We start from the raw sequence: 26,342 nt of genomic DNA on the forward strand, positions 1-26,342 counted from the left end.
GCAAGTGACCGGCCGATCTGTGAAAATGGGGGCATGAGCTTCCAGCCTCCCGCGTCGGCGCCCGAAACGCCCGGAAACGAAAACCAGGCAGTCCGCCAGCACAGCTCACACAACCACGGAGTCCAGGGCCAGAGCCTGGAGGACGCGCTGCAGAAGGCCGGGTTCTACCCGCGCCTGGTGTCTGATGTTGTTGACGACGCCCTGGACGGCCGGGACTGCGTGGCGCACCTGGTGCACCTGGAAACGCACTTCGACCGGGCAGAAGTGCGCCGCCACATCACGGTCCTGGTCCTCACCGCGGACATGCTGGTCATCACCCATGTGGACGACCAGCAGCTGGATGAGGCGGGGGAGCAGATCGTCGCCCAGATCTCCACCGAGTCCGTTCCCGTGGCCCAGATCAGGTCGGTGGTGCTGAGCTACATGTACGCGCAGCCGCAAAACTACAAACCGTCAGACCCGGTACGGGAACTGACACTGTCCATCGCGTGGTCCGGCGGCCAGCGGCTGGACATGGGTCCGGCCAGCTGCGGCGATCCGCAGTGCGAAGCGGACCACGGCTACACCGGAACCATCGCGCAGGAGGACATCGTGCTCCGGATCAGCGCCGAAGCGGACGGGCTGCAGGCCGTGCAGGACGCCAAACTGTTTGCCCGGGCCCTGCGCGCGGTCAACACCGGTTCCGCCGCCCCCGTATCCCACGCCCAGTCCATGGCGCCGCGGCCGCGCTCCGGAGTGTTCGGCAACCGGCTCAGCCGCGGGCACCAGCAGCGCTGATGCCGGAAGACCGCCACCACGCCGTACAAGCCTCCGGACGCACCCCCGACCTTCCGCCTGCTCCCGCCTACGGGCATCGTTCCATCGCTGAAGTACTGACCAGTGCCACGGCAAGCCTTGGGGTGGAGGGTTTTGCCAATGCCCTCGGATTCCCTGCCGCCTCACGGGTCTGCGTGGTACTCGCGGACGGACTGGGCCGGAACCTCCTCAAGCAGAAATCCGCCCACACCCCGTTCCTCCGCTCTGTGCTTCAGGCCGGGCAGGGCGACGTCCCGGTGTGGCTGGACTCCGCCTTCCCTTCCACCACGGCAGCGGCCCTGTCCAGCTTTGGGACCGGGCTTCCTGCCGGCCAGCATGGCATGGTGGGCTACGACGTCCTGGACCCCGACCAGGACAAGGTGGTCAACCTGCTGGGGAACTGGGATCCGGGCGTAGACCCGTCCGCCTGGCAGCCGTTCCCTACCGTGTTCGAACGGATCGCCGGACAGGTGGATGTCAGCACCGTCAGCCTCTCCCAGTTCGACGGCTCGCCCATGACCCGGGCCGCACTCAGGGGCGGCAGGTTCATTCCGGGGACAACCGCCCATGCCCGGACCGCCGCCGCCGCCGAAGCCATGGCAGCATCCGGCCCGTCCCTCATGTATTTCTACGTCAACGACCTGGACAAGGCCGGGCACCGCTACGGCTGCCGCTCCGAGCAGTGGGAACACCAGCTGGAAGAGCTTGATGCCACTGTCAAGCGGCTCAACTCCACCCTTCCCGCCGGCACCACCATCCTGCTCACGGCAGACCACGGGATGCTGGACGTGGCCGAACCGCAGCGGATCGATTTCTCCACGGACCCTGCCCTGGTGGAGGGCGTCCGCCACACGGCAGGTGAACCACGGATGGTCCACCTGTACCTGGCGGACTCCGATGCCGCCTCTGACGGCGCTGAGCGGCTTATCGCTGCCTGGAAGGCGCGGTTCGGAGACCGGATCTGGGCCTTCACCCGCGGTGAAGCCGTTGCCGGAGGACTCTTTGGCGAGGATGTCCGGCCCGCTGTCGAAGGCAGGATCGGTGACGTCATGATCGCGGCGCGGGACGCCGTCGCGCTTTACGATGGCCGGCGCATGCGGCCGACTGCCATGGAGGTGGTGGGCCAGCACGGCTCGCTGACCAAGGCCGAGCGGGAGGTTCCGCTGCTCTGCTTTACGGCCGAAGGAAGGAACCGCCGGCGTGGCTGAGCTCATCTTCTTCTCCGGCACCATGGACTGCGGAAAGTCCACCCTGGCCCTGCAGATGGACTACAACCACCGGGCCCGCGGCCGCGGCGGGGTCCGGTTCAGCCGCAATGACCGCGCCGGGGAGTCCCGGATCTCCAGCCGCCTGGGCCTGGAGACGGACGCCGTGGAGGTGCTGGACACCACCGACTTCTGGGAGGAAGTCATGATCCGCCGCACCCAGGGGCAGCGTGTTGACTACCTAATCTGCGACGAAGCCCAGTTCTACACGGCCGAACAGGTGGAGCAGCTGGCCAAGGTGGTGGACGAGATCGACGTGGACGTCTTCGCGTTCGGCATCACCGCTGATTTCCGCACCAGGCTGTTCCCTGGTTCGCAACGCCTGATCGAGCTCGCCGACCGGGTGCAGGTGCTCCAGGTGGAGGCGCTGTGCTGGTGCGGCCGCCGCGCCACCCACAATGCCAGGACGGTCGACGGCGTCATGGTCACCGAGGGCGCCCAGGTTGTGGTGGGCGACGTGGACATGGTGGTTGACGCTGCTGTCCCCGAGGCCGGGCACGTGCCTGTTGTGGGGTACGAAACCCTGTGCCGGCGACACTTCATGCGGCGGGTGACGGCGCACGGCGCATCTCTGATGGCACAACAGGACCAACTGCTGCCGTTCGACGTCGATGCCTGCCTCTGGCACGGCTCCGGCGGACCCGGCGAGGGCCGGGGGACAGGCCCGAAGGGCTGACCCTTCCCCGCACGCACCGGCACTTCCGCACCGGCACCTCCATTCCGGGAAGCAGAAGCGCTCCCTTTCGCCTCCGACTCAAAATGTCGTACCCCCTTGTCATGATGGGTTTATGGGGAAGGCAGCGGTGGTGAAGGCGTTCGGGGAGATCCGTGCTGCCCTTGCTGTGTTGAATGCTGAGGTTGATGCTGAGGTTGATGCGGCCGGTGTGGTGCCTTTTTCTGTTGCGGACCCGTTGGCTGGTTTGGCGGATGGTTGCCTGGAGATTTTGGCCGGGTCCCGTGAGGTTGAGGCCGGGATCGCTGCGCTGAAGGCCAGGGCCGCTGTGAAGTACGCGGAGAGCGCCGCTGCCGTTGCGGGCCCGGATGTTCCGGTGCAGGCGCAGGAGATGGCGGTCGCGGCGGAGATCGGATGTGTGCTGGCTCTTGGTCCGCGGGCGGCGGGTTCGTTCCTGGCCACCTCGCACGCTGTCACGGCGACGTTGCCGCGGACGTTGGAGGCTTTGCAGGCCGGGGTGCTCTCCTGGAGCCACGCGGTGGTGATGGCCGATGAGACAGCGTGTCTGGACGCTGTTGGGGCGGCGGCGTTGGAAGCCCATTTCCTGGACCCGGACGCACCGGACCCGGCGCGGGGGTGCCCGGTGGGGCAGCTTCCGGCGCACCGGTTCAAGGCTAAGGCGCGCACTTGGCGGGAACGCCACCAGGCCGGGTCCATCGAACAACGCCACGCCAAAGGAGTCGCGGACCGGCGGGTGGAGTTCCGGCCGGACCAGGACGGGATGGCCTGGCTCTCCGCCTACCTGCCCGCGGACCAGGCCCAGGCCGGGTGGAACCGGCTCACGGCGGCCGCCCGTGGCATGCAGGGACCGGATGAAGGCCGCACAATGACCCAGCTCCGGGCCGACACCTTCGCCAACGCGATCCTCACCAACGGCACACCAAACGACAGCGACACCCCCGGCAGTGACAGCACCAGCGGCAGCTTTACCGAGGGTGTGAGTGCCGTGGGGGACCGGGTGCAGGCGCCGATCCGGGCGCAGGTGCTGGTCACGGTCCCGGTGTTCTCCCTGATGGGCCAGACCGACGAGCCGGCGATGCTGGACGGGTACGGCCCCATCCCGCCGTCAATGGCCCGGGAACTGGTGGCCGGTGGTGCGGGGTCGTTCTACCGGGTGCTGGTGGACCCGCGGGACGGGGCACCATTGGAAATCGGCCGAACAAGCTACCGGGTCACCAAAGCCATGCGGTCCTGGCTGCGAATGCGGGACGGGAAGTGCCCGTTCCCGGGCTGCTGCAACAACTCCCTGGACAACGACGCCGACCACATCCTCGCCTGGGCCAAGGGCGGCACCACCGGAATCAGCAACCTGGGACAGCCCTGCCCCAAACACCACAAACTCCGCCACACCACCGGATGGAAACCCACACCCGCCACCAAGAACGAACCACCCGGCTGGACCTCACCCACCGGCCGCCACTACCAAAGCGAACACCAGGACTGGGAACCTACTCAATGGCCTCCGGGGTGGCCGTCGGGGTTCTTGCCCGAGGACCGCAACAAGCCTGGAGAATCGAGCCTTCTGGAAGATGCCCTCCTCCAGCACCTTGCCGTGTGACGCGCCCATTTGCGGCGCACTGCCGGGTTGAGCAGCGCTGATAGCTAGTGGGGCGTCCGCCGGTAGCGGATGTGGGTGGCCAGTGGCGAGTGGAGCACCTCGACCGGTTCGAAGCCGAAGGTTTCCATTCCGTCAAAAATCCGTTCTCCCGAACCGAGTAAAACCGGAGCGATGTCCAGGGTGAGCTCGTCAATCACGCCGGCGGCCAGCGCCTGTCGGACGGTGGATGCTCCGCCGGCGATATCCACTCCCTTGCCCCCGGCCGCCTCGACCGCCGCTGCGTACGCCGCATCGAAGCCGTCGCTGACAAAGTGGAAGGTTGTCCCGCCCTCCATCTGGATCGGATCATGCGGGTAATGGGTGAGGACGAACACCGGTGCATGGTAGGGCGGCTCGGGGCCCCACCATCCGCTCCAATCCTCGTCCCAGTCTCCGCGGACGGGACCAAACATGTTCCGGCCCATCACGTAGGCGCCCCGCGGGCGCATCAGCCAATCAGCCGCGACCCCGTTGGCCTCGTTGGCGCGGGGATCCCCGATGTGCCAGCCGTGGAGTTCCAGCCCCCGCTTGCCCAGCGGGTTCTCGCGGCTTTGGTCAGGCCCGGCGACGAACCCGTCCAGGGACATTGACATGTGGCAGGTGGTGTCCGGCACAGCGAACCTCCAGGGGTAAGTGCAGCTTCTGACCGATGGTGTGCGGGGAGCCTAGCATGCAGCAGTTGGAGGAACTACCCCTGAAGGTGCCGGGAGAGAGCCTTTAGTCGCTCCGTGTGCCGAAGACGATCTCGTCCCAGGACGGGACGCTGGAACGCTTGGGCCGTGCAGGCCGTTCCGGCGCCTCGGCCTCGGGCAACTGCCCGGTAGAGGGGGACGCGTCGTTCTGCTTGGGTGCCGGGCGGCGGGAATTGCTGCCCAGCAGCTCATCCAGCCCGGCGCCGCCGGAGTTGCCGGACCCGGCAGCAGGCGCGGAACCCGACGGCTTCTGCGGGGACGCCGCGATGGTGATTTCCCGGGTGTCGGTGCTGACGCCGTCGTGGAGCCGCAGCGCGTCATCATGGCCGTCCCGGTGCGGCGGAAGCAGGCTCAGCCTCGAGAGCATGGACGGCCTCGCGTCACGGCGCCGGATGAACGAGTCCCCCTGGGCGGCCGGTGCGTCCTGCTGGCCGTCCTGGGATTCGGGGTCCTCCGATTCCGGCTCAGGAGCCGCCTCGGCGGCTACCTCGGAAGGCCGTGGGTGGGCAGCCGGTACGCCGTGGGCCAGGAGCAGCGCCAGGGCGTCGTCCGAATCCTCGTCCACGCCCAGCCGCTGGCCGCGCCGTGACCGGAGCATGTCCAGAAGGCCGTCGGATTCTTTCCCGGCGTCCTGCGCCGCACCCTGGGCCCCAGGGGATGCCTTGGAGGAGTCCGCGTCAGTCTCAAAATCGAAGGGGCGGTCGGAAACCGCCGTGAGGCGGCGGGCGGGAACAGGACCGTCCAAAGGTTCGAGTTCGCTCAGCTGCTGCGCCCAGCGGTTGGTGTTCTGCAGCGATTTGCGTCCGGGGCTGAAGGTCCACAGCGCGGGCGGTTCCTCCCCGATTCCCGAGGTCCCGCCAGGTTTGGCCTCAAAGTTTGCCGAGACAGTCCATGTGCCGTCCTGGCGCCGCCACGAGTCCCATTCCACGGTGGCTGGGTCGATGCCGTGGGCCGAAAGACGGTGGACCACCATGTCGTCCAGCGTCGCCGGGTTGTCGCCGAACGCAGAACGGTAGACGTCGTGGCCGGGGGAGGGTGCCGCGACTTCAACCTTCCGTGCCTGCTGCGCAACGTACTCGCGCTCCGCCAGGACCGGGCCCTCGTAGCGCTCCACCTTGGCCAGCGGCATCCCGGACAACTCCGCGACGTCGGCAGCGGTGGCACCGGCACGGATCCGGGCCTGGATATCCCTGGGGGACATGGGAACGGCAGGCCGCTCCGTCCGCGGTTTCGCCGTGGACCGGCTGGCCGTCCTGAGGGCCTCATCGATCGGCAGCTGGAACATCTCGCCGCCGGCCCCGCTCAACAGGAGATGCGTCCCGTCGTCGTGCACGCCTACAAGCCGTAGATCCTGCATACAAATCCTCCACCCTGGCATTACTATCAACCGAAACTCTGCCACTCGGCGGTGCTGATTTGGCTCAAGAGGCAGGGCGCGCCGTGATTTTCCGCCGGATCAGGGCCCGGGCGGGGAGTAACGGCAGTGTCAGCGGCGGGCCAGGGCTGCCGTCAGCTGGTCCGGGTGGCGGGTCGAGGCCAACCAGTAGGGGGTCCGGTCGGCCGGGTCGGTGATTTCGATTTTCACCACCGGATCGATCCAGCCGCGGATGCAAAGGTAGGCCAGCCCGTTCAGCCGGGTGCCGCGCTCCGCCGTCGCTTCGCCGGACGTGAACTGCTGCACACCGCCCACAAAGCGGCGTTCGATGGTGGCCCGTCCAACAGTGAGGGCGTCCGGCGTCACCGTGATGGCAGGGGTGGAAAGGACCAGGAGGACCGTGATGATGGCCAGGAGTACCAGTGCCGCGGTGTAGCCCGCTGCCATGCTGATGGGGGCGAAGACCAGGATGCCGGCCGCGGAGACACCCGCTGCGATAACCCAGATCCAGGCGTTGGGCCACAGCTTCTCCCGGTAAATAACCGGTCCGCCAGTGGAGGGTGTGCTGGGAACGGACGCGGGCGAGCTTGATTCGGGCATAGCCCAAGCTTTCCACCTTTGGCCCGCTATTTCACCTTGGGGCAAGCCTCCCGGCGGACGCCGTGGCCGCGGGCTCCTTAGGACTGATTCGGGGGCGCGGGTTAGAGTGAGTGACTGTGACTGATCATCCCGCCACGGTAGGCCTTGTCCCGGACGCAGCATCTCCCGCCCCTGCTGCCCCCACCCTGCAGGTCCAGTTGAAAATGCTGGATCCGGAACTGGAAGCGCCGTCCTACGCACATCCGGGCGACGCGGGCGCAGACCTCCGTGCCCGCGAGGACGTCGTCCTGCTGCCGGGGGAGCGAAAGCTGGTCCCCACCGGCGTCGCCATCGCACTTCCGGACGGGTTCGTGGCGCTGATCCACCCCCGCTCAGGCCTGGCCACCAAGCACGGCCTCACGATTGTCAACGCGCCCGGCACCGTCGATGCGGGCTACCGGGGCGAGATCTCGGTGACCCTGCTGAACACCGACTCATCCCAGCCGATAGAGCTGCGCCGCGGCGATAGAATTGCCCAAATGGTCATCCAGCGGGTGGAGTACGCCCAGTTCATTCCTGTCAGCGAGTTGAGCGGTTCCGTGCGCGGCACGGGCGGCTTTGGGTCCACCGGCGGTTTCAACGTTCCCGGAGCCTGACACCAGGACGCACCCGCTGCCACGCCAGCACGCACGACGGCGGGACCTCCGCGGTTCCCGCCGGCACCATTCAGAACTGGCACATTTTCAGGATTAAGGAGTCACCCATGGTCTTTGGGCTCGGCAGGAAAGCAAAGAATGAAGAGCCGGCGCAGCCGGCCGACGAGCTGACGATCGCGGAGGCCGGAGAAGGCGAACCGGGCACTGCCGCCCGCCGCCAGGACGGCCCCTTCGACGAGTCCGAGATCAGCAGCCGCGACGGCTTTGTTGACCTCGGCGCCCTGCTCATCACACCGAGCGAGGGCCTTCAGCTCCGCCTCGAGGTGGAAGAGGCAACGCAGCGGGTAGTCGCAGTCACCCTGGACCTTAACGGCTCCAGCCTCCAGCTGCAGGCCTTCGCCGCCCCCAAGACAGAAACGCTCTGGGATGAGATCCGCGAACAGATCGGCCAGTCAGTCGGCGCGCAGGGCGGCCAGGTTGAAGAGGTTGAAGGCGCTTTCGGCACCGAACTGGTGGCCAAGCTGCCCGCCGGACTTCCGGACGGCAGCCAGGGCTACCGGGTGGCCCGCTTCATCGGCGTCGACGGTCCCCGCTGGTTCCTGCGCGGCGTCCTGGGTGGACCCGCGGCGCTGGAACGCCCCGCCGCGGAACCGCTCGAGGCCCTGTTCCGGCAGGTCGTGGTGGTCCGCGGCGACAGCCCCATGCCGCCGCGCGATCTTCTGCAGCTGAGGCTGCCCAAGGACGCTTCAGCCACTCCTCCGCCCGCCGCACCCACCCTGGAGGAGCCCGAACGTGGTCCCGAAATTACCCAGATCGGCTGAGTCTCCGCAGGGCGGGGCCACGCAGTCACCGCGTGGGATTACGCCGCTGGGCCAACTGCCCGACCGGGGCCGCGTCACCTGCCAGGGACACATTGACTCCGTGACATTTGTACCTGCCGACCGGACTGCCGAATTCAGCGCCATCGTTTCGGAGGATGACGCCGCACGTCCCGCCGCTCCCGGACAGGCCCGGCCACCGCGGCTCCGCGTCGTCTGGCTGGGCCGCCGCCGGGTGCCGGGCATCGAAGCAGGTGCGGAAATCCGGGTTGAGGGGATGCTGGCGCGCGGCAAGGACATGCCCACCATATTCAATCCCCGCTACGAGATACTGTCCCACCAGGAGAACGAATGACCGCGCACCAGCCCGAACAGCCCACCGGACCTGAAAACCCCGGCGGGAACGGGCAGCAGCAGGGCGGCCCCCAGGCTCCAGGTCCGTCCCCGGTCGCCGGGCTCGCCGCTGAGTATGCTGCCAAAGCCGGACTCCACCGCACCCACGACGGACGCGTGGACGTCCTGCGGAGCGCCGGGGGAGTGCAGGGCATTGCGGAGAGCATCGTTCCCGGCCTTGTCTTCCTGGTGGCGTTCACCATCACCCGCGAGCTCACCCTGTCCCTGGTGGCAGCCCTGGCGTCGGCGGCTGTGTTCACCGTGGTCCGGCTGGTACAGCGGCGCCCCTTGACCCAAGCGCTGGCGGGGGTGGCCGGCGTCGGCATTTCCGCTTGGCTGGCCAACACCACCGGAAAGGCGGAGGACTTCTACCTTCCCGGCTTCTTCACCAACGGCGCCTACATCCTGGCGATGGTGCTTTCCATCGCCGTCAAGTGGCCCGTTGCAGGCCTCCTCTTCGGCTTCATCCGGAACGAGGGCGTGGAGTGGCGCAAGGAACCGGCCCGGGTCAGGGCATACCGGCTGGGCACGTGGATCATCGTCGCCGTCCTCGCGCTCCGGCTCATCGTGCAGGTGCCCCTCTACCTCATGGGCACCGACGGCCTGGCCGCTCTCGCCACTACCCGCCTCATCATGGGCGCGCCCCTGTACATCCTCGGGATCTGGGTTGCGTGGCTGGTAACCCGGCCTGCTCCGGCCGACGCTGAAGCCGGCGCAGACCGTACGGCCTGACGCCCAGGCTGCGGGGCGCCCGGCCTAGCCGTCGAAGCCGTCGTCGTCCAAAGCATGGCCGTGGCCGCCCGCGGTGGCCGGCTGACCGTTGCCCGCAGGCTGTTCCCCGGCGTCGATGCTGCCCGGAGCGGAGGAGAGCAGCTCCCGCAGTCCGTCCTCGGCAGCAATGGTGGTGACGAAGAAGAGTTCGTCGCCGCCGTCGATGACGTCGTCCCGGGTGGGCGTGATCGGTGCCTGGTCGCGCAGGATGGCCACCAGGGTGGCGTCCTCGGGCCAGTGGATGTCTCCTACGGTCATGCCGATGACGTGGGAGTCGTGGGGCACGGTGAATTCCACCAGGGACGCCACTCCGGTCTGCAGCGTCAGCAGGCGGACCAGGTCACCGATCTCCACTGCCTCCTCCACGAGGGCGGTCATCAGCTGCGGGGTGTTGACGGCCACGTCGACACCCCAGGAGTCATTGAACATCCAGTCATTCTTCGGGTTGTTCACCCGGCCCACGGTGCGGCCAACACCGAACTCGGTCTTCGCCAGCAGGGACACCACCAGGTTCACTTTGTCATCGCCCGTTGCGGAGACCACGACGTCGGCGTCCTCCACTTTGGCGCCCTGCAGCGTGGAGAGCTCGCAGGCGTCGCCTACCAGCCAGTGCGCGCCCCGCAGGCCGCTGCGGCCGATCACCTCGGGTTTGAGGTCGATGAGGAGAATCTCGTGCTTATGCGCCAGCAGTTCCCTGGCGATGGATGATCCGACGCTGCCGGCGCCGACAATAACGACTTTCACTGATACTCCTTGGCGGGGGCTTTGGCGAGGATCTGGGCGATCTGGGCGCTGCGGTCCACCTGCAGCATGGCGTGCACGGTGTCACCGTCCTGGTACGCCGTTCCAGCGTCAGGCAGCAGGCCCTCGCCAAAACGGGTGACGTAGGCCACCCGGACATCGGCGGCCTTCTCAATGCTGCTGATCCGGTGCCCGATCCATCCGGCGTCCAGGTCCAGTTCAGCCAGGACCAGCCGGCCCGAGGGCTCGCGGAAATCACCGGCGAGATGTTGTTCGGGAAGGATGCGGCGCAGCACCTGGTCCGCGCTCCAGCGGACGGCGGCCACCGTGGGGATGCCCAGGCGCTGGTAGATCTCGGCGCGTCCCGGATCGTAGATCCTGGCGACGACATGCGGAACGTGGAAGGTCTCGCGGGCAACCCGGGTGGCCAGGATGTTCGAGTTGTCACCGCTGGAAACGGCAGCGAAGGCATAGGCTTCGCCAACTCCTGCCTGCTTGAGGGTCTCGCGGTCAAAGCCCACACCGGTCACCTTCCGGCCGGTGAAGCCCTGGCGGAGCCGGCGGAACGCGCGGTCATCCTGGTCGATGATGGCCACGGAATGACCGGCATCCTCCAGCGTGTGCGCCAGCGTTGCCCCCACCCGGCCACATCCCATGATCACGAAATGCGCCACCGTATCTCCTTTGTATCTAAGTCAGGATCGTGCAGCTAGAACTCTACCGGCATGGCCCTTGTTAGGCCTGGCAGCGGCCCGTCATGACATCGTCCGCGAATCAGACTAGCTTTGTGGGGTGTTGACAATACTGAACGCCGTCAAACGCGTGCTGGTGGGCAGGCCCTTCCGGAATGACCGACTGGCCCACACCCTGCTTCCCAAGAAGATCGCATTGCCGATCTTTGCGTCCGATGCCCTCTCGTCCGTGGCCTACGCACCGGACGAAATCCTGCTCACCCTGGCACTGGCCGGTGTCAGCGCCGTGGCGGTCTCGCCCTGGGTCGGCCTGGCGGTGATGGTGGTGCTGCTGACCGTGGTGGCCTCCTACCGGCAGAACGTGCACGCGTACCCGTCAGGCGGCGGCGACTACGAGATCGCCAACGAGAACCTGGGCAAGTATGCCGGCCTGACGGTTGCGTCGGCCCTCCTGGTGGACTACGTCCTGACGGTTGCGGTGTCCATGTCCTCGGCAGCGGCGTACCTCACCACGGCTGTACCCTCGCTGCACGGCGAGCAGGCCGTCATCGCCACGATCGGCGTCGTCATCCTTGCCCTGGTGAACCTGCGCGGCATCAAGGAAGCGGGCAGCGTCTTCGCCGTCCCCACCTACATCTTCATGGCGGCCATCCTGGGGATGACGGCGGTAGGCATGTTCCAGGCCGCCACCGGGCAGCTGGGGCAGGCGCCGTCGGCTGCCTTCACCATCGTCCCCGCCGAGGGCTTCGACCAGGGCCTGGTGGGCCTGGCCGGCGCCTTCCTGCTGCTGCGGGCCTTCTCCTCAGGCGCCGCGGCGCTGACCGGCGTCGAAGCCATCAGCAACGGCGTTCCCAACTTCCGGCACCCCAAGAGCAAGAACGCTGCCACTACGCTGCTGCTCCTGGGCGTGATCGGCGCCGCCATGCTGGCGGGCATCATCTACCTGGCAAACGCCACCAAGGTCCACATTGTGCTGGACCCCGCCAAGGAATTCCTGCTGAACGGCAGCCCGCTGCCCGAGGGCTACATCCAGAACCCGGCCATCAGCCAGATCGCGCAGACCATCTTCGGCGAAGGGTCCATCCCCTTTTATATCGTGGTGGCCGCCACCGGCGTCATCCTGGTGTTCGCCTCCAACACCGCCTTCAACGGCTTCCCGGTCCTGGGTTCCATCCTCGCCCAGGACGGCTACCTGCCCCGCCAGCTCCGGACCCGCGGCGACCGGCTCGCTTTCAGCAACGGCGTGCTGGCCCTCGCGGCCGGCGCCCTGGTGCTCATCATTTCGTTCGACGCGGACGTCACCAAGCTCATCCAGCTCTACATCGTCGGCGTCTTCATTTCCTTCACCCTCAGCCAGCTCGGCATGATCCGGCACTGGGGGCGCGAGCTGAAACTCGCCAAGGACAAGGCCGTCCGGCGGAAGATGATCAAGTCCCGGACCATCAACAGCATCGGATTCGGCATGACCGGATTGGTGCTGGTCATCGTCCTCATCACCAAGTTCCAGCAGGGCGCCTGGATTGCCCTGCTGGCCATGTTCATCCTCTTCCTGATCATGTGGAGCATCCGGGCCCACTACGACAACGTCGCCAAGGAACTCGCCGTGGACGAGGACTCCTCACCGCGCGCCCTGCCCACCAGGGTCCACGCCGTCCTGCTGGTCTCCCACGTCCGCAAGCCCGTGCTGCGGGCCCTGGCCTACGCGCGGGCATCCCGCCCCTCCCGGTTGGACGCCATCACCGTGGACATCGACCCGGACGAGACGGCGCACACCATCGCCGACTGGGAAAAGCTCGAGATCCCGGTACCGCTGACCGTCCTCGCCAGCCCGTACCGCGAGACGGTCACGCCCATCATGGACTACGTCAAGCAGATGCGCCTGGATTCCCCGCGGGACCTGGTGGTGGTCTACATCCCCGAGTACGTGGTGGGCAAGTGGTGGGAGCAGTTGGTGCACAACCAGACCGCCCTCCGCATCAAGACCCGGCTGCACTTCGAACCGGGAGTCATGGTGGCCAGCGTTCCCTGGCAGCTCAAATCCTCCGAAGAAGCCAAGAACCTCCAGGACGTCCAGTGACCGCAAACCCTTCCGCCGCTCTGCCGGCATCAGATACTTCCCTGCCTGCAGGGGATGAAACCGGCCACACCGGTGAGGAGGCCGTCCTCGACGTCGGTCCGGTGGCCCACGGCGGCCACTGCGTGGCGCGCCATGAGGGCCGCGTGGTCTTTGTCCGGCACGCCATTCCGGGGGAGAAGGTCCGCGTCAGGCTCACCGACGCCGCGGACGGCGCCAAGTTCTGGCGGGCAGATGTCATCGAGGTGCTGGAAGCATCGCCGGACCGGGTGGAACACTTCTGGCACGTTGCGGATTCCCTGCGCGCCTGGGGCCACGGCCACCCGCCGGTGGGCGGTGCCGAGTTCGGGCACATGACCCTGGCCCGGCAGCGCAGCCTGAAAGCCGACGTCGTGGCAGAACAGCTCACCCGGCTGGCCGGCTTCGACCAGGTGCCGTCCGTATGGACCGGCGGGGTGGAACCCGTAGGGGGAGCGGACGACGGCGGCACCGGCCTGGGGTGGCGCACGCGGGCAAGTTTTTCGGTCACCCCCGGCGGCAGGCTCGGGATGCACGCCCACCGCTCCAACCACATCGTTGCGGTGCGGGAGATGCCCCTGGCAAGCGAAGCCATCAATGCCCTGCGCCTGTGGGACCTGGACCTGCAGGGCATCGAACGGGTTGAGGTGGCCGCGCCGGCCAACGGTTCCCGGCCCCTGGTGCTCCTGGCCCCCGCGCCGGGCACCAAGGACAAGCGGCTGCGGGCGATCGCCGCGGCCCTGCCGGCGGACGCATCGGTGGCAGCCTTCGATCCGCTGGCCGGCACCGTCACGCAGCTCCGGGGACGCACCTGGGTGCAGGAAACCGCCGCCGGACATGACTACCGGGTGACCGGCGAGGGCTTCTGGCAGATCCACCGCGACGCGCCCGGGACCCTTGTGGGGGCTGTCACAGAATTCCTTCGGCAGGGTGACTTCCTGAACCCCGGAGCCGTGGTCGCCGACCTCTACGCGGGCGCCGGGCTCTTCACCGCCGTGCTGGCTGATGCCGTAGGGGAGACGGGGTCCGTCCTCTCGGTCGAAGGGGCGCCGGGGGCAAGCCGGGATGCCCGGAAGAACCTTCACTCCGCTCCGCAGGTGGAGGTGGTCCAGGGGCGCGTGGAGCGGGTCCTGCGCCAGAAACCGCGGAACTTCGACGCCCTGGTCCTCGACCCTCCCCGCGCCGGAGCCGGGAAAGCCGTCGTCGGCCAACTCGTCGCGTCGCAGCCCCGGGCCATTGCCTATGTGTCCTGCGATCCGGCGTCGTTCGCGCGTGACCTCGGTTACTTCCGACGCTCCGGGTGGGAGCTCGCCGGGCTGCGGGCCTTCGACCTGTACCCCCACACCCACCACCTCGAGACAGTGGCACTGCTGACTCCGGCTCCATGATGCCGCCACGGTTTTCGACTACGATGGCCGTAGTAGTCCCACGTCGCGCCCGAATTCTCGGCCGGCCGTGTGCAAATTTTCGGGCCCTGGAACTACTTAGGGCTTCCTAACTAGCAGGCGGTCAACCGCGCGACAAAGATGAAACTGTTGCGAGAGGAGTCCTGCGATGAGCACTGTGGACAGCTTCGGTTCAAAAGGCAAACTTAATGTAGCCGGAACCGAGTACGAAATTTTCCGGTTGAACTCCGTTGAAGGTGCAGAAAACCTTCCGTTCAGCCTCAAGGTATTGCTTGAAAACCTGCTGAGGACCGAGGACGGCGCGAACATCACTGCCGATCACGTCCGCGCTTTGGCAGGCTGGGATCCGAATGCGGAACCCGATACAGAAATCCAGTTCACGCCGGCGCGCGTGATCATGCAGGACTTCACCGGTGTTCCCTGCGTGGTCGACCTGGCCACCATGCGTGAAGCCGTCAAGGACCTGGGTGGCGACCCCAAGAGGGTCAACCCGCTGGCACCGGCCGAAATGGTCATCGACCACTCCGTCCAGATCGACGCCTTCGGCAACTCCGGCGCACTGGAGCGCAACATGGAGATCGAATACCAGCGCAACGGTGAGCGCTACCAGTTCCTGCGCTGGGGCCAGACCGCGTTTGACGACTTCAAGGTGGTCCCCCCGGGAACTGGCATCGTGCACCAGGTCAACATTGAATACCTGGCCCGCACCGTCATGACCCGCGAAGTGGATGGTGCACTGCGCGCCTACCCCGACACCTGCGTTGGCACCGACTCGCACACCACCATGGTCAACGGCCTGGGCGTGCTGGGCTGGGGCGTGGGCGGCATCGAAGCCGAGGCAGCAATGCTCGGCCAGCCCGTCTCCATGCTCATCCCGCGCGTCGTGGGCTTCAAGCTCAGCGGCAGCATCCCCGCCGGCGCCACCGCAACCGACGTGGTGCTGACCATCACCGAAATGCTGCGCAAGCACGGCGTGGTGGGCAAGTTCGTGGAGTTCTACGGCGAGGGCGTCGCGGCCGTGCCGCTGGCCAACCGCGCCACCATCGGCAACATGAGCCCCGAGTTCGGCTCCACCGCCGCCATGTTCCCCATCGACGACGTCACCCTGGACTACCTGCGCCTCACCGGCCGGTCCGAGCAGAACGTGGCCCTCGTGGAGTCCTACGCCAAGGAACAGGGCCTGTGGCACGATCCTTCCCGCGACATCAAGTTCTCCGAGTACCTGGAACTGGACCTGTCCACGGTTGTTCCGTCCATCGCCGGCCCCAAGCGCCCGCAGGACCGCATTGAACTGACCGAGGCCAAGGACGAGTTCCGCCACGACCTCAAGAACTACGTCTCCCACGACGCCAACGCCGGCACCCTGGACGAGTCCCTGGAAGAGACCTTCCCGGCCTCCGACGCCCCGTCCTTCACGGGCGGAGCAACCCACATCTCGGACACCGACCGCGAACCGCCGAAGTATTCGGCTGCCCACGGCGGCGCCGGACGGACCTCCAATCCGGTTCCCGTGAAGATGGCTGACGGCCGCGAGTTCGAGCTGGACCACGGCGCGGTGACCATCGCGTCCATCACGTCCTGCACCAACACGTCCAACCCGTCGGTCATGCTGGCCGCCGCCGTGCTGGCGCGCAACGCCGTCGAAAAGGGCCTCACCGCCAAGCCGTGGGTGAAGACCTCCGTCGCCCCCGGCTCGAAGGTAGTTACCGACTACTACGAGAAGTCCGGCCTGACCCCGTACCTGGAGAAGCTCGGCTTCTACATCGTGGGCTACGGCTGCGCCACCTGCATCGGTAACTCGGGCCCGCTGGAAGCAGAGATCTCCGAGGCCATCCAGGCCAACGACCTCGCCGTCAGCGCCGTCCTGTCCGGCAACCGCAACTTCGAAGGCCGCATCAACCCGGACGTGAAGATGAATTACCTGGCGTCCCCGCCGCTGGTCATCGCGTACGCCCTGGCCGGTTCCATGGACTTCGACTTCGAGACCGATCCGCTCGGCAAGGATGAGGCCGGCAACGACGTCTTCCTGAAGGACATCTGGCCCAACCCGGTTGAGGTCCAGCAGGTCATCGATTCCTCGATCGACAAGGAGATGTTCGCCAAGGGCTACGAGGGCGTCTTCGACGGCGACGACCGCTGGAAGGCACTGGACACCCCGGCCGGCGACACCTTCGCCTGGGATCCGAACTCCACCTACGTCCGGAAGCCCCCGTACTTCGAGGGAATGCAGGCACAGCCGGAGCCGGTCAAGGACATCTCGGGCGCCCGAGTGCTCCTGAAGCTCGGCGACTCGGTCACCACCGACCACATCTCTCCGGCCGGTTCCTTCAAGTCCGACACTCCGGCCGGCCAGTACCTGCTGGCCAACGGTGTGGAGCGCAAGGACTTCAACTCCTACGGCTCGCGCCGTGGCAACCACGAAGTGATGATCCGCGGCACGTTCGCGAACATCCGCATCAAGAACCAGCTCCTGGACGGCGTTGAGGGTGGCTTCACCCGCGACTTCACCCAGGCTGACGGCCCGCAGGCATACGTCTACGACGCCGCGCAGAACTACCAGGCAGCCGGCACCCCGCTGGTGGTCCTGGCGGGCAAGGAATACGGTTCCGGATCATCGCGCGACTGGGCTGCCAAGGGCACCGCACTGCTGGGCGTCAAGGCCGTCATCGCCGAGAGCTACGAGCGCATCCACCGCTCCAACCTCATCGGCATGGGCGTCCTGCCGCTGCAGTACCCGGCCGGCGAGAACGCTGCCAGCCTGGGCCTGACCGGCACGGAAACCTTCTCGGTGGAGGGCGTCACCGCCCTCAACGAGGGCACCACGCCCAAGACCCTGAAGGTCACCGCCACCGCAGAGGACGGCTCCTCGAAGTCCTTCGACGCCGTGCTCCGCATCGATACCCCGGGTGAAGCGGACTACTACCGCAACGGCGGCATCCTGCAGTACGTGCTGCGCCAGATCTCCGCCAACTAGCGGGAACTGCTGCCCAGGCACCAACCTCCCGAAGCCCCGGCCGGTCACCGACCAGCCGGGGCTTCGGCTTTTCAGCCACGTCCGGCCCTGCGAACCGAGGCGTTAGAGTTAAACGGCACGTCTACCACCCGAAGGAGGGGTCATTGGGAATCTTGGACACCATCCGGAATCCGCAGGACCTGAACGAGTTGACCGAGGAACAGCTGGAACAGCTGGCTTCGGAGATCAGGGATTTCCTGATCACGAACGTCTCCCAGACGGGCGGCCACCTCGGGCCCAACCTCGGCGTCGTGGAACTGACGCTGGCCGTGCACCGCATCTTCGAATCCCCCCGCGACAGCATCGTCTTTGACACAGGCCACCAGTCCTACGTCCACAAGCTGCTCACCGGACGCCAGGACTTCAGCACGCTCCGCCAGGAAGGCGGCCTTTCCGGCTACCCGGACAGGGCCGAATCGGAACACGACATTGTGGAAAGCTCCCACGCGTCGTCGTCCCTGTCCTGGGCCGACGGCATTTCCCGGGCCCGCCAGCTCACCGGCGAAGGCGACCGGCACGTGGTGGCCATCATCGGCGATGGTGCCCTCACCGGCGGCATGGCCTGGGAAGCCATCAACAACATTGCGGCGGACAAGAAACGCCGCGTGGTCATCGTGGTCAACGACAACGGCCGGTCCTACGCCCCCACGGTGGGCGGCTTCGCGGACTACCTTGCCTCCCTGCGCCCCACCATCGACTCCTTCCGCGCCGCCCCCGCGTACGAGGGCGCGCTTGACTGGTGGAAGAAGAAGTTGCAGGACGGCGGCCCCGTGGGGCAGTTCACCTACAAGAGCCTGCACGCCATGAAGAAGGGCATCAAGGACTGGTGGGCGCCGCAGGGCATGTTCGAGGACCTCGGCATGAAGTACATCGGCCCGGTGGATGGGCATAACCTCCAGGCCATGGAGCATGCACTGTCCACCGCCCGGAACTACGGCGGCCCCGTGATCGTCCACGCCATGACGGAAAAGGGCCATGGCTACGCTCCGGCCCGTGCCCATGAAGCGGACCAGTTCCACGCGGTGGGCATCATCGACCCCGAAACGGGCGAGCCCACCGGCGCCGGCGGCGCCCAGTCCTGGACCTCCGTGTTCGCGGACGAGATCGCTGCCATCGCCGACGAACGCGACGACATCGTGGGCATCACCGGGGCCATGCTGATCCCGGTGGGGCTGCACAAATTCGCGGCCAAGCATCCCAAGCGCGTCATCGACGTCGGCATCGCGGAGCAGCATGCGCTGACCGCCGCTGCGGGCATGGCCTTCGGCGGACTGCACCCTGTCGTGGCCGTCTACGCCACCTTCCTGAACCGGGCCTTCGACCAGCTGCTCATGGACGTCGCCCTCCACAAGGCCGGCGTCACGATCGTCCTTGACCGCGCCGGCGTCACCGGCCCGGACGGCGCAAGCCACCACGGCATGTGGGACATGGCCATGGTCCAGATTGTCCCCGGACTGCACCTTGCCGCGCCCCGCGACGCCACCCGGCTCCGGGAGGAGCTGCGCGAAGCCGTTGCCATCAGCGATGCCCCCAGCGTCGTCCGCTTCTCCAAGGGCTCCGTTGGCCCCGCCGTCGAAGCACTGGAACGGCTCAGCGACGGAGTCGACGTCCTGGCCCGCAGGCCGTCAGGCTCCACCGAAAACGACGTGCTGATCGTCAGCGTCGGCGCGATGGCCGAACTGGCGCTGGACGTTTCCAACCGGCTCGGCGCGCAGGGCATCAGCACCACTGTGGTGGATCCCCGCTGGGTCCTCCCCGTCCGCCGTTCCATCATTGCGCTGGCTTCGCACCACCGCCTGGTGATTTGCATCGAAGACGGCGTCCGCGCAGGCGGCGTCGGCTCGCGTATCCGGCAGGAGATGCGCGCCGCAGGCGTCGACACCGCCCTGAACGAGGTGGGCCTGCCGGTGGAGTTCCTTGACCACGGCACCCGCAACCAGGTGCTGGAGCGTGTTGGGCTGACGGCCCAGCAGATCACGCACGACGTCGTCGCACAGGTCCTGGGAACGAAGGTTCCCTTTGCGCGGCCCCTCCCCGGGCAGCAGCACCCCACCACCGGCAGCCTTCCGATCCTGTGAGGGACGAGGACGAACTGAAGTACCCCGGGCCGGCGGGGGAGTCCGGACCGGTCCTGCACACCACCACCACACGCGTTCCCAACGGACTGGAGCCAGGCCAGCTGGTGGTTTCCAGGAACCGCAAATGGAACGGCAAGGCCCACTGGGTTGTGCCGGGGCGGTACCTGGGCGAGGACCAGCACGGGTGGTGGATCTTCCAGGGCACCAACGAGTTCTGTTCACGCCCCGGCGCCGCGTTCTATACCCGTTCTGATGCTGTCCTGCTGGTGCCGCGCCAGGGCGACTGGGTGGCCACGTTCTACGACTCTGCCCACCCCGGCGGAGTGCGGGTCTACATCGACCTCGCCGTGGGCCACGAGTGGACACACATCCGGCCTGCGGTAACCGAGTTCCATGTCATCGACATGGACCTCGACGTCATCCGCACCGCGGACCGCGGCGTCTTCATCGACGACCAGGATGAGTTTGCGGAGCACAGCGTTTCCATGCACTACCCCCACCGTCTGATCGAGGACATCCAGACGGCCGCGGACGGGCTTTACCACGCCGTGAAGGCACAGCACGCGCCTTTCGACGGCACCGACGTTGAATGGTTTACCAAAGGACGCACCACATGAGCGGCATTGTCAGGGTCTACAAGCGCGACGACGAGGGCGCCCTCCAGTTCCGGGAGGCCTGGTTCGACGAGGAGTACTCCCAGTTCGTGATGAACTTCGGTGCCGTGGGGCACCAGAGCAAGACCGAGGAAACCGACGTCCCCGACGCAGGCGCTGCGGATGGCCTCCTGGACGCCTTTGCCGCACAATGCGCGGAGGACGGCTACGCGGAGATCCCCAACGAGGAGCAGTTTTGGGTGGTGGCACAGTTCGCCCTCAAGACCAGGGAAGGCACTGACCGGGACCGCCGCCTGGAGCAAAAGGCCAAGGACGCCCTCATCAGCCACCTGGCGTGGCGCGGCCTGGGAACAGTGGAGCGGTCCGAATTCACCGACTACAAGCTGAACATCTTCTGCCTGTGCCCGGACGTCAACAAGGCAGTCAACGCCATCAAGGTGTGCGCCCGCGGCGAGGACCTCGACTTCACCAAGCTCAGCATCGGGGCCGCTCCGTTCAGCGACCCCGACCAGTACAAACTCAAGCACTCCGCCAAGCCCGGCGGCAGCTTCAGCCTCTAGGAGAGCTCCCGTGACCACTTACCGCCGCGTTGGAAAATCAGGCCTCACCGTCTCCACCGTCGGCCTGGGCTGCAACAACCTGGGCCGCGCCAACACCGCCACGGAGTCGCAGGACGCCACGGACGGGGTGGTCAACGCCGCCATTGACTCCGGGATCACGCTGTTCGATGTGGCAGACAACTACGGCAGGGAACCGGGACTCAGCGAAACCATGCTGGGCAAGGCCCTCGGCAGCCGGCGCGGGGACGTGGTGGTTGCCACCAAGTTCGGGATGGATGCCAAGGGCGCCAACGGTCCGGACTTCGGCGCCCGTGGTTCCCGGCGGTACATCATCCAGTCGGTGGAGGCCTCGCTGCGGCGGCTCGGTACCGACTGGATCGATCTTTACCAGTTCCACACCCCGGATCCGCTCACGCCCATCGACGAAACCCTGGCAGCGCTGGATACCCTGGTCCGCAGCGGCAAAGTCCGTTACATCGGCCACTCCAACCGCTCCGGCTGGCAGATCGCCCAGGCGGAATACGTGGCCCGGGAACTGGGCACCGCACGGTTCATCTCCTCGCAAAACCACTACAACCTCCTGGACCGGCGCGCCGAACTGGAGGTGACCCCGGCCGCCGGGGAATTCGGCCTGGGTGTCCTGCCGTATTTCCCGCTGGCCAACGGCCTTCTGACCGGTAAGTATTCGCCGGGCCACGCTCCGGAAGGATCCCGGCTCAGCCACACCCGCACCAACATGGTGGACGACGCCGACTGGGATCAGCTGGGAAGGTACAGCGCCTTCGCGAAGGAGCGCGGCCTGACGGAGATTGAGGTGGCCTTCTCCTGGCTCGCCGCCCAGCCCTCGGTGGCCAGCGTCATCGCCGGCGCCACCAGGCCGGAACAGGTCCGGCAGAACGCGGAAGCGGCAGACTGGGTCCCCACCCCGGAGGACCTGGCCGCCCTGGACGGGATTTTCCCCGCCGTGCCCAAGGTCGCGCTCTTCTAGGCGACCGTGCCCGCCTACCTCCTGGACGTCGATACCGGCATCGACGATGCCCTGGCCCTCGCCTATCTTGCCGCCCTCCCGGACACGGAGTTCGTGGCGGTCACGGCCACCCCGGGCAACGTTGATGCCGACCAGGTGGCGCGCAACACCCTTGCCCTGCTGGAGCTGTGCGGCCGGCCTGGAGTGCAGGTGGCGGTGGGTGCCCGGAAGCCCCTGTCCATCCCCCTGATCACCACCCCGGAAACGCATGGGCCGCAGGGGATCGGCTACGCGGTGTTGCCTGAACCATCAGTCCGGCCCAGTCGGCAGAATGCAGTGGACGTGTGGATCGAACATGCCAGGGCCAGGCCGGGGGAGTTGACCGCGCTCATTACCGCCCCGCTCACCAACTTCGCCCTTGCCCTGCGGCAGGAACCGGCACTTCCCGACCTCCTGGCCAAGGTGGTGATCATGGGCGGCGCCTTCTACCACCAGGGCAACACCACGCCCACCGCCGAGTGGAACACCCACGTGGATCCGCACGCGGCCAAGGAAGTCTATGCCGCCTACCGCGGCCGGCCGCTGGAGAAACTGCCCATCGTCTGTTCGCTGGACACCACTGAACGCATGGAAATGCACCCGGCCCACGTCGAGGCACTGGCCCGGGCTGCAGGCGCCGCAGTTCCGGAACTGGTACTCCCGGAAGACCCTGAGGGCCGCCGCAGCACTTCCGACAACACGCTGATCAGGCACCTTTCGGACGCCCTGCGCTTCTACTTCGAGTTCCATCGGCTCTACGACCAGGGCTACCTGGCCCACGTCCATGACTTCTTTGCCGCGGGGGTGGCAGCCGGCACCCTTGAGTACGCCGCGCGCCCCGCCACGGTGGACGTCGAAACGGAATCGGTGCTCCTCATGGGAACGACCGTGGCAGACTTTCGCGGGCTCTGGGGCGCCCCACCGAACGCCCGGATCGTGTCCGCCAACAACCCGGAGCAGGCGTTCGGTGAGCTGGTGTCCGCTGTGGGGCGCCTGGCCCGGAAGACGGGGTGAGGCAGGGGATCCACGGCCGGCGCGGCAGGAACATCCTGCCCGGGACGCTGCCGGAGGATGGCCGGTAGAATGGGCTCCGGACCGGCCCGGCGCAGTTGCCGCCGGCTGCTGCCGAGGTGACATAGGCAGCCACATCCCTGCCCGGTACTGCCGGGCCACTGCCTGCACCCCAAAGGAACAGTCCCCATGTCATCGCCCTCTTTGACGCTTCCGTCCCAGGAACGCCCCGCGGCCCGCCGCCGGCTGCTGGAGATCCTCGGCGCCCTGGCCATTGCCGCCACCTACGTCTACCTGGTCCTTAACCAGCCCGCAGACATCACCGGGGGTCCGGGCAGCGCATCGGCCCTGATCGCCCTCACCGGTTTCCTGGCCGGGGCGGTCCTGCTGATCGTCGCCGTGCTGCCCACCCTTCCGGCCTCCACCCTGGTGCTGATCCCGGTGGCGCTGGTCCTGAACATCGTGCTGGGCCAGTTTGTCGGCAGCACCCTTGTTCCCTTCTACCTCGACGCCATCGGCACGGTGCTGATCGCCGTCCTGGCCGGCCCGGCCGCAGGCGCCGCCACTGGCGCGCTCAGCAGCATTGTCTGGTCCTTCTTTAACCCCACCGTGCTGCCGTTCGCGGCAGGCGCCGCGCTCATCGGCTGCCTGGCCGGGCTCGCGGCACGTTACGGCCTCTTCCGCCGCTTCTACCTTGCGCCGGTTGCCGGTTTCGTCACCGGGATCATCGCAGGCGTCGTGTCCGCCCCCGTGGCTGCCTTCGTCTTCGGCGGAACGTCGGGCGTGGCAACCGGCGCAATCGTCAGTGCCTTCCGGGCCATGGGGGACACCCTCCTGGCCGCCATCACCAAGCAGGCACTCCTGTCCGACCCCATGGACAAGGCCATCGTGTTCACCATCGTGGCCGTCCTGGTCTACGCGCTGCCGCGCCGGACGCGCCAGCAGTTCCCCTTCATCCGCCGCCACCGCGTGCTCGCCGGAAGCACCCCGGCCCCGGCGCCGCAGACGGATGCGCGCGCCGACGCTTCGAAGCAGGCACCGGGTACTGCGTCGGGACCGGCCAGCGATTCAGCGCTGAACGGCTGAGCCGGGCACCGTGACAGCATCCCCGGCGGGCAGGACCGCGGCCCCGGCCAGGCGGAAGCGGATTAATCCGCTGACCTTACTTGCCGCTGCCGCCAGCACGGCGGTCATGACGACGGCGGCAGCAAGCTGGGTGCTCTCAGGCACCGTGGTTGCCGCCTGCCTTGGCCTGTCACTGGCCACGGGCGCGGCCCGCCGGGTGGTGCCGGCTGCCGCGGCAGTCCTGGTCCCGCTCGGTTTGTCACTGCTGGTGCTGCACGGCCTCTTCTTCCCGGAAGGAAGGACCGTGCTGGCGGAGTGGGGACCTGCCCGCATCACGGCAGAGGGCCTGCAATTTGCCGTCCAGCGCATCCTGCAGCTGGCCGCCGTGGTCCTGGCCCTGCTGCTGTTTTCCTTCAGTGTCAGCGTGCCGGACCTGGTGGCGGCGTTGTCTGCCCGCGGCGTGCAGGGCCGGTTCGCTTTCGTGCTGGCATCCACCCTGACTCTGCTGCCGGCCATTGCCGGCCGGGCGCGCCGGATCCGGCAGGCCCAGGAATCGCGCGGCCTGGTCATCTCCCGCGGGCTGCTGTCCAGGGTGGCCGCATTCCGGCTGCAGGCCGTTCCCCTGGTCTTGTCCCTGATCGAGGATGCCGGGACCCGGGCTGCTGCCCTGGAAGCGCGTGGACTGGGCAACCCCGGGCCGCGGACCACCTACCGGGAAGTGCCCGATTCCGCCGCCCAGCGGGCAGTGCGGGCCGTCCTGGTGGTGGCGGCACTGGCCGCAGTGGCTCTCCGGGTGGTGCAGGCCGGTGCCTGAACGCATGGCGGCTGCCGGCCGTGCCGTCCCCCTGAACAGCCCCGTGCTGGCTGCCGGCGTCCGGAGATTTACCTTCCACGACGGGCATGCTCCCGCCCTGCATGAGCTGGCTGTGTCCGTTGCGCCGGGCTCCTTCACGGCCATCCTGGGCGCATCCGGGAGCGGCAAGTCCACCCTGGGCCGGTTGCTGGCAGGCTGGCTGGCACCGGGCGGCCAGGGCACGCTGGCGGGGTTCCTTGAGCTGGCCGGCACGCGGCTGGAATTCGATGGCGGCAGCGGGGACCCCCGGATCGACCCCGCCCAGTGGGGCCGGCAGGTGGGTTTCGTGCCGCAGGATCCTGCCGGCGTCCTGTCCACCGTCCGGGCCACGGTGGCCGAGGAACTCGCGTTCGGTCTGGAAAACACCGGCATGGACCGGGCCGGGATGAAAGCCGCCGTGGAGCGCACCGCCGGGCTCCTGGGACTTGCCGGCCAGCTGGACCAGGACCCTGCCAGCCTGTCCGGCGGCCAGATGCGGCGGCTGGCCATCGGCTGCGCGATCGTCCCCGGACCTCCGGTGCTGGTCATGGACGAGCCCTTCGCCTCCCTGGACGCGGCAGGGGCCAACGAACTGGCCGTGTTGGTCCGGGACCTCCTCAACCAGGGCACCGCCGTCGTGATCCTCAGCCAGACGGTTGACCCGCTGCTGCTGGAAGCCGGCACGTGGCTGGTGCTGGCGGACGGCACGCTCACCGCCAGCGGGCCTCCTGCTGGGCCCGGGTTCGGCTCCGGGCTCCTGCCGCCGGCGATCCGGCGCCTCGACCTGGAATCCGCTGCGACCCCCGTGCCCCGGCCCTCCAGCCGCCGGGTGGTGGAGCTGCCGGCGGGGCGCCCAGCGCTGGAGCTGCGGGGGGTGTCCTTTGGATACGCGGAAGCGCCTGTACGCCGCCGCAGGCGTCGACGGCAGGATCCGGGGCCGGACCGCCGCGCAATGGTGCTCCAGGACATCAACCTGGCAGTCCATCCGGGGGAAATCGTAGCTGTCACCGGCCCCAACGGTGCAGGGAAATCAACGCTCCTGCGGCACTTCAACGGCCTGCTCCGTCCCACCGCAGGCACTGTCCTGGTCCGCGGCGGCCACATCGCGGGAGCTCCGGTGGGAAAGACAGCGGCGTCCGTCGGCCTGCTCTTCCAGCAGCCCCGTGACCAGCTGTTCGAACGCACGGTGCTGCGGGAAGTCGGGTTCGGGCTGGACCGCCTGTTCGGCCCGGCGATGGCGGCCGATTACGCCGCCGCGGCACTGGAAGCTGTGGGACTCGCAGGTGCGGCCCGGGAACATCCTGCCGAGCTGCCGGCGTCCGCCCAGCGACTGTTGGCCCTGGCCACCGTCCTGGCGCGCAGGCCTGCCGTCCTGGCGCTGGACGAACCGACGGTGGCGCTGGACGGCGACGGACTCGCCCTGCTCGACGCAGCCGTACGGTCGGCAGCGGAGGCGGGTGCCGCCGTCGTGCTGGTCACCCATGAACTGGGCTATGCACGCGCGGCGGCGCACCGCATCCTGGCGCTCGACGGCGGCCGGCTGGTTCCGGCCTGACCG

Annotated in this window: 24 protein-coding genes; 19 read left to right on the plus strand and 5 right to left on the minus strand. The window is 67.7% G+C overall.

The genetic code is table 11. From position 1 onward, the window contains the following. The first annotated feature begins 33 nt into the window (after window positions 1-33). The 4 genes from VIK36_RS08650 (at window position 34) to VIK36_RS08665 (ending at window position 4,351) form a co-directional block, all read left to right on the plus strand. A complete protein-coding gene (locus VIK36_RS08650; RefSeq protein ID WP_142134246.1) occupies window positions 34-777 on the plus strand; it encodes a DUF5998 family protein in 744 nt (247 codons plus the stop codon). After that, complete coding sequence (locus VIK36_RS08655) at window positions 777-2,003, plus strand: alkaline phosphatase family protein (RefSeq protein ID WP_255175184.1); 1,227 nt, start codon at window positions 777-779, stop codon at window positions 2,001-2,003. Before VIK36_RS08650 ends, VIK36_RS08655 begins: the two co-directional genes overlap by 1 nt. Beyond that, window positions 1,996-2,736: a thymidine kinase gene (locus VIK36_RS08660; protein ID WP_324644792.1), complete on the plus strand. Its 741-nt coding sequence runs from the start codon at window positions 1,996-1,998 to the stop codon at window positions 2,734-2,736. Before VIK36_RS08655 ends, VIK36_RS08660 begins: the two co-directional genes overlap by 8 nt. Before the next feature lie 112 nt (window positions 2,737-2,848). Then, the gene (locus VIK36_RS08665; RefSeq protein ID WP_324644793.1) at window positions 2,849-4,351 is read left to right on the plus strand and encodes an HNH endonuclease signature motif containing protein; all 1,503 of its coding nucleotides are present in this window, start codon (window positions 2,849-2,851) and stop codon (window positions 4,349-4,351) included. Between the two features lie 44 nt (window positions 4,352-4,395). On the opposite strand, the gene VIK36_RS08670 is transcribed toward VIK36_RS08665, so the two are convergent. From VIK36_RS08670 to VIK36_RS08680, 3 genes are all read right to left on the minus strand, one after another. After that, the gene (locus tag VIK36_RS08670; protein ID WP_255175187.1) at window positions 4,396-4,983 is read right to left on the minus strand and encodes a dihydrofolate reductase family protein; all 588 of its coding nucleotides are present in this window, start codon (window positions 4,981-4,983) and stop codon (window positions 4,396-4,398) included. 124 nt (window positions 4,984-5,107) lie between these two features. Further along, window positions 5,108-6,439 carry a septation protein SepH gene (gene sepH, locus VIK36_RS08675; protein ID WP_255175188.1) on the minus strand — a complete coding sequence of 444 codons (1,332 nt, stop codon included), beginning with the start codon at window positions 6,437-6,439 and terminating at the stop codon, window positions 5,108-5,110. Window positions 6,440-6,568: 129 nt separating this feature from the next. Next, window positions 6,569-7,057, minus strand: coding sequence for a DUF3093 domain-containing protein (locus tag VIK36_RS08680; protein WP_224025711.1), 489 nt, complete (start codon window positions 7,055-7,057; stop codon window positions 6,569-6,571). A gap of 116 nt (window positions 7,058-7,173) precedes the next feature. Between VIK36_RS08680 and dut the strand changes: the two genes are divergently transcribed. From dut to VIK36_RS08700, 4 genes are all read left to right on the plus strand, one after another. Beyond that, window positions 7,174-7,692, plus strand: coding sequence for a dUTP diphosphatase (dut, locus tag VIK36_RS08685; protein ID WP_324644794.1), 519 nt, complete (start codon window positions 7,174-7,176; stop codon window positions 7,690-7,692). Between the two features lie 107 nt (window positions 7,693-7,799). Continuing rightward, a complete protein-coding gene (locus VIK36_RS08690; RefSeq protein WP_224025713.1) occupies window positions 7,800-8,513 on the plus strand; it encodes a DUF3710 domain-containing protein in 714 nt (237 codons plus the stop codon). Window positions 8,514-8,613: 100 nt separating this feature from the next. Then, window positions 8,614-8,865, plus strand: coding sequence for a hypothetical protein (locus tag VIK36_RS08695; protein ID WP_324644795.1), 252 nt, complete (start codon window positions 8,614-8,616; stop codon window positions 8,863-8,865). Continuing rightward, window positions 8,862-9,635 carry a DUF3159 domain-containing protein gene (locus VIK36_RS08700; protein WP_324644796.1) on the plus strand — a complete coding sequence of 258 codons (774 nt, stop codon included), beginning with the start codon at window positions 8,862-8,864 and terminating at the stop codon, window positions 9,633-9,635. Before VIK36_RS08695 ends, VIK36_RS08700 begins: the two co-directional genes overlap by 4 nt. 24 nt (window positions 9,636-9,659) lie before the next feature. Here the strand turns inward: VIK36_RS08700 and VIK36_RS08705 are convergent, their stop codons facing one another. Together VIK36_RS08705 and VIK36_RS08710 are read right to left on the minus strand one after the other, a co-directional pair. After that, window positions 9,660-10,418: a potassium channel family protein gene (locus VIK36_RS08705; RefSeq protein ID WP_324644797.1), complete on the minus strand. Its 759-nt coding sequence runs from the start codon at window positions 10,416-10,418 to the stop codon at window positions 9,660-9,662. Then, on the minus strand, window positions 10,415-11,089 hold the full coding sequence (locus tag VIK36_RS08710; protein WP_141160783.1) for a potassium channel family protein: 675 nt from the start codon (window positions 11,087-11,089) through the stop codon (window positions 10,415-10,417). The genes VIK36_RS08705 and VIK36_RS08710 overlap by 4 nt, the downstream gene beginning before the upstream one ends. Window positions 11,090-11,207: 118 nt before the next feature. Here VIK36_RS08710 and VIK36_RS08715 point away from each other — a divergent pair, with 118 nt between their 5' ends. The 11 genes from VIK36_RS08715 to VIK36_RS08765 all read left to right on the plus strand — a co-directional run bounded on the left by VIK36_RS08715 (window position 11,208) and on the right by VIK36_RS08765 (window position 26,339). Beyond that, window positions 11,208-13,184 carry an APC family permease gene (locus tag VIK36_RS08715; protein ID WP_324644798.1) on the plus strand — a complete coding sequence of 659 codons (1,977 nt, stop codon included), beginning with the start codon at window positions 11,208-11,210 and terminating at the stop codon, window positions 13,182-13,184. Between the two features lie 41 nt (window positions 13,185-13,225). Then, complete coding sequence (locus VIK36_RS08720; protein ID WP_324645255.1) at window positions 13,226-14,587, plus strand: class I SAM-dependent RNA methyltransferase; 1,362 nt, start codon at window positions 13,226-13,228, stop codon at window positions 14,585-14,587. 166 nt (window positions 14,588-14,753) lie between these two features. Next, a complete protein-coding gene (locus VIK36_RS08725; RefSeq protein WP_324644799.1) occupies window positions 14,754-17,579 on the plus strand; it encodes an aconitate hydratase in 2,826 nt (941 codons plus the stop codon). Window positions 17,580-17,722: 143 nt separating this feature from the next. Then, window positions 17,723-19,696 carry a 1-deoxy-D-xylulose-5-phosphate synthase gene (gene dxs / locus VIK36_RS08730; protein ID WP_255175196.1) on the plus strand — a complete coding sequence of 658 codons (1,974 nt, stop codon included), beginning with the start codon at window positions 17,723-17,725 and terminating at the stop codon, window positions 19,694-19,696. Beyond that, window positions 19,693-20,313 (plus strand): DUF402 domain-containing protein, encoded by a 621-nt coding sequence (locus tag VIK36_RS08735; RefSeq protein WP_324644800.1) that lies wholly within the window; start codon window positions 19,693-19,695, stop codon window positions 20,311-20,313. Before dxs ends, VIK36_RS08735 begins: the two co-directional genes overlap by 4 nt. Further along, entirely contained in the window at window positions 20,310-20,870 is a 561-nt protein-coding gene (locus tag VIK36_RS08740; RefSeq protein ID WP_324644801.1) for a hypothetical protein, read from the plus strand. The genes VIK36_RS08735 and VIK36_RS08740 overlap by 4 nt, the downstream gene beginning before the upstream one ends. Before the next feature lie 10 nt (window positions 20,871-20,880). Next, window positions 20,881-21,858, plus strand: a complete 978-nt coding sequence (locus VIK36_RS08745) for an aldo/keto reductase (protein WP_324644802.1) — start codon at window positions 20,881-20,883, stop codon at window positions 21,856-21,858. 6 nt (window positions 21,859-21,864) lie between these two features. Then, complete coding sequence (locus VIK36_RS08750) at window positions 21,865-22,890, plus strand: nucleoside hydrolase (protein ID WP_324644803.1); 1,026 nt, start codon at window positions 21,865-21,867, stop codon at window positions 22,888-22,890. A gap of 186 nt (window positions 22,891-23,076) precedes the next feature. Next, the gene (locus VIK36_RS08755; RefSeq protein ID WP_324644804.1) at window positions 23,077-23,973 is read left to right on the plus strand and encodes an ECF transporter S component; all 897 of its coding nucleotides are present in this window, start codon (window positions 23,077-23,079) and stop codon (window positions 23,971-23,973) included. 10 nt (window positions 23,974-23,983) lie between these two features. After that, window positions 23,984-24,766, plus strand: coding sequence for an energy-coupling factor transporter transmembrane component T (locus VIK36_RS08760; protein ID WP_324644805.1), 783 nt, complete (start codon window positions 23,984-23,986; stop codon window positions 24,764-24,766). A gap of 4 nt (window positions 24,767-24,770) precedes the next feature. Beyond that, the gene (locus VIK36_RS08765) at window positions 24,771-26,339 is read left to right on the plus strand and encodes an ABC transporter ATP-binding protein (RefSeq protein ID WP_324645256.1); all 1,569 of its coding nucleotides are present in this window, start codon (window positions 24,771-24,773) and stop codon (window positions 26,337-26,339) included. Window positions 26,340-26,342: the final 3 nt, after the last annotated feature.

The sequence above is a fragment of the Pseudarthrobacter sp. LT1 genome, from assembly GCF_035621795.1.
Lineage (GTDB): Bacteria > Actinomycetota > Actinomycetes > Actinomycetales > Micrococcaceae > Arthrobacter.

What these genes read in the sequence shown, in the direction of transcription:
- VIK36_RS08650 (WP_142134246.1), top strand. Translation starts at nt 34, where the DNA reads ATGAGCTTCCAGCCTCCCGCGTCGGCGCCCGAAACGCCCGGAAACGAA.
- VIK36_RS08655 (WP_255175184.1), top strand. Translation starts at nt 777, where the DNA reads ATGCCGGAAGACCGCCACCACGCCGTACAAGCCTCCGGACGCACCCCC.
- VIK36_RS08665 (WP_324644793.1), top strand. Translation starts at nt 2,849, where the DNA reads ATGGGGAAGGCAGCGGTGGTGAAGGCGTTCGGGGAGATCCGTGCTGCC.
- VIK36_RS08670 (WP_255175187.1), bottom strand. Translation starts at nt 4,983, where the DNA reads ATGTCAATGTCCCTGGACGGGTTCGTCGCCGGGCCTGACCAAAGCCGC.
- sepH (WP_255175188.1), bottom strand. Translation starts at nt 6,439, where the DNA reads ATGCAGGATCTACGGCTTGTAGGCGTGCACGACGACGGGACGCATCTC.
- VIK36_RS08680 (WP_224025711.1), bottom strand. Translation starts at nt 7,057, where the DNA reads ATGCCCGAATCAAGCTCGCCCGCGTCCGTTCCCAGCACACCCTCCACT.
- VIK36_RS08690 (WP_224025713.1), top strand. Translation starts at nt 7,800, where the DNA reads ATGGTCTTTGGGCTCGGCAGGAAAGCAAAGAATGAAGAGCCGGCGCAG.
- VIK36_RS08700 (WP_324644796.1), top strand. Translation starts at nt 8,862, where the DNA reads ATGACCGCGCACCAGCCCGAACAGCCCACCGGACCTGAAAACCCCGGC.
- VIK36_RS08725 (WP_324644799.1), top strand. Translation starts at nt 14,754, where the DNA reads ATGAGCACTGTGGACAGCTTCGGTTCAAAAGGCAAACTTAATGTAGCC.
- VIK36_RS08740 (WP_324644801.1), top strand. Translation starts at nt 20,310, where the DNA reads ATGAGCGGCATTGTCAGGGTCTACAAGCGCGACGACGAGGGCGCCCTC.
- VIK36_RS08755 (WP_324644804.1), top strand. Translation starts at nt 23,077, where the DNA reads ATGTCATCGCCCTCTTTGACGCTTCCGTCCCAGGAACGCCCCGCGGCC.
- VIK36_RS08765 (WP_324645256.1), top strand. Translation starts at nt 24,771, where the DNA reads ATGGCGGCTGCCGGCCGTGCCGTCCCCCTGAACAGCCCCGTGCTGGCT.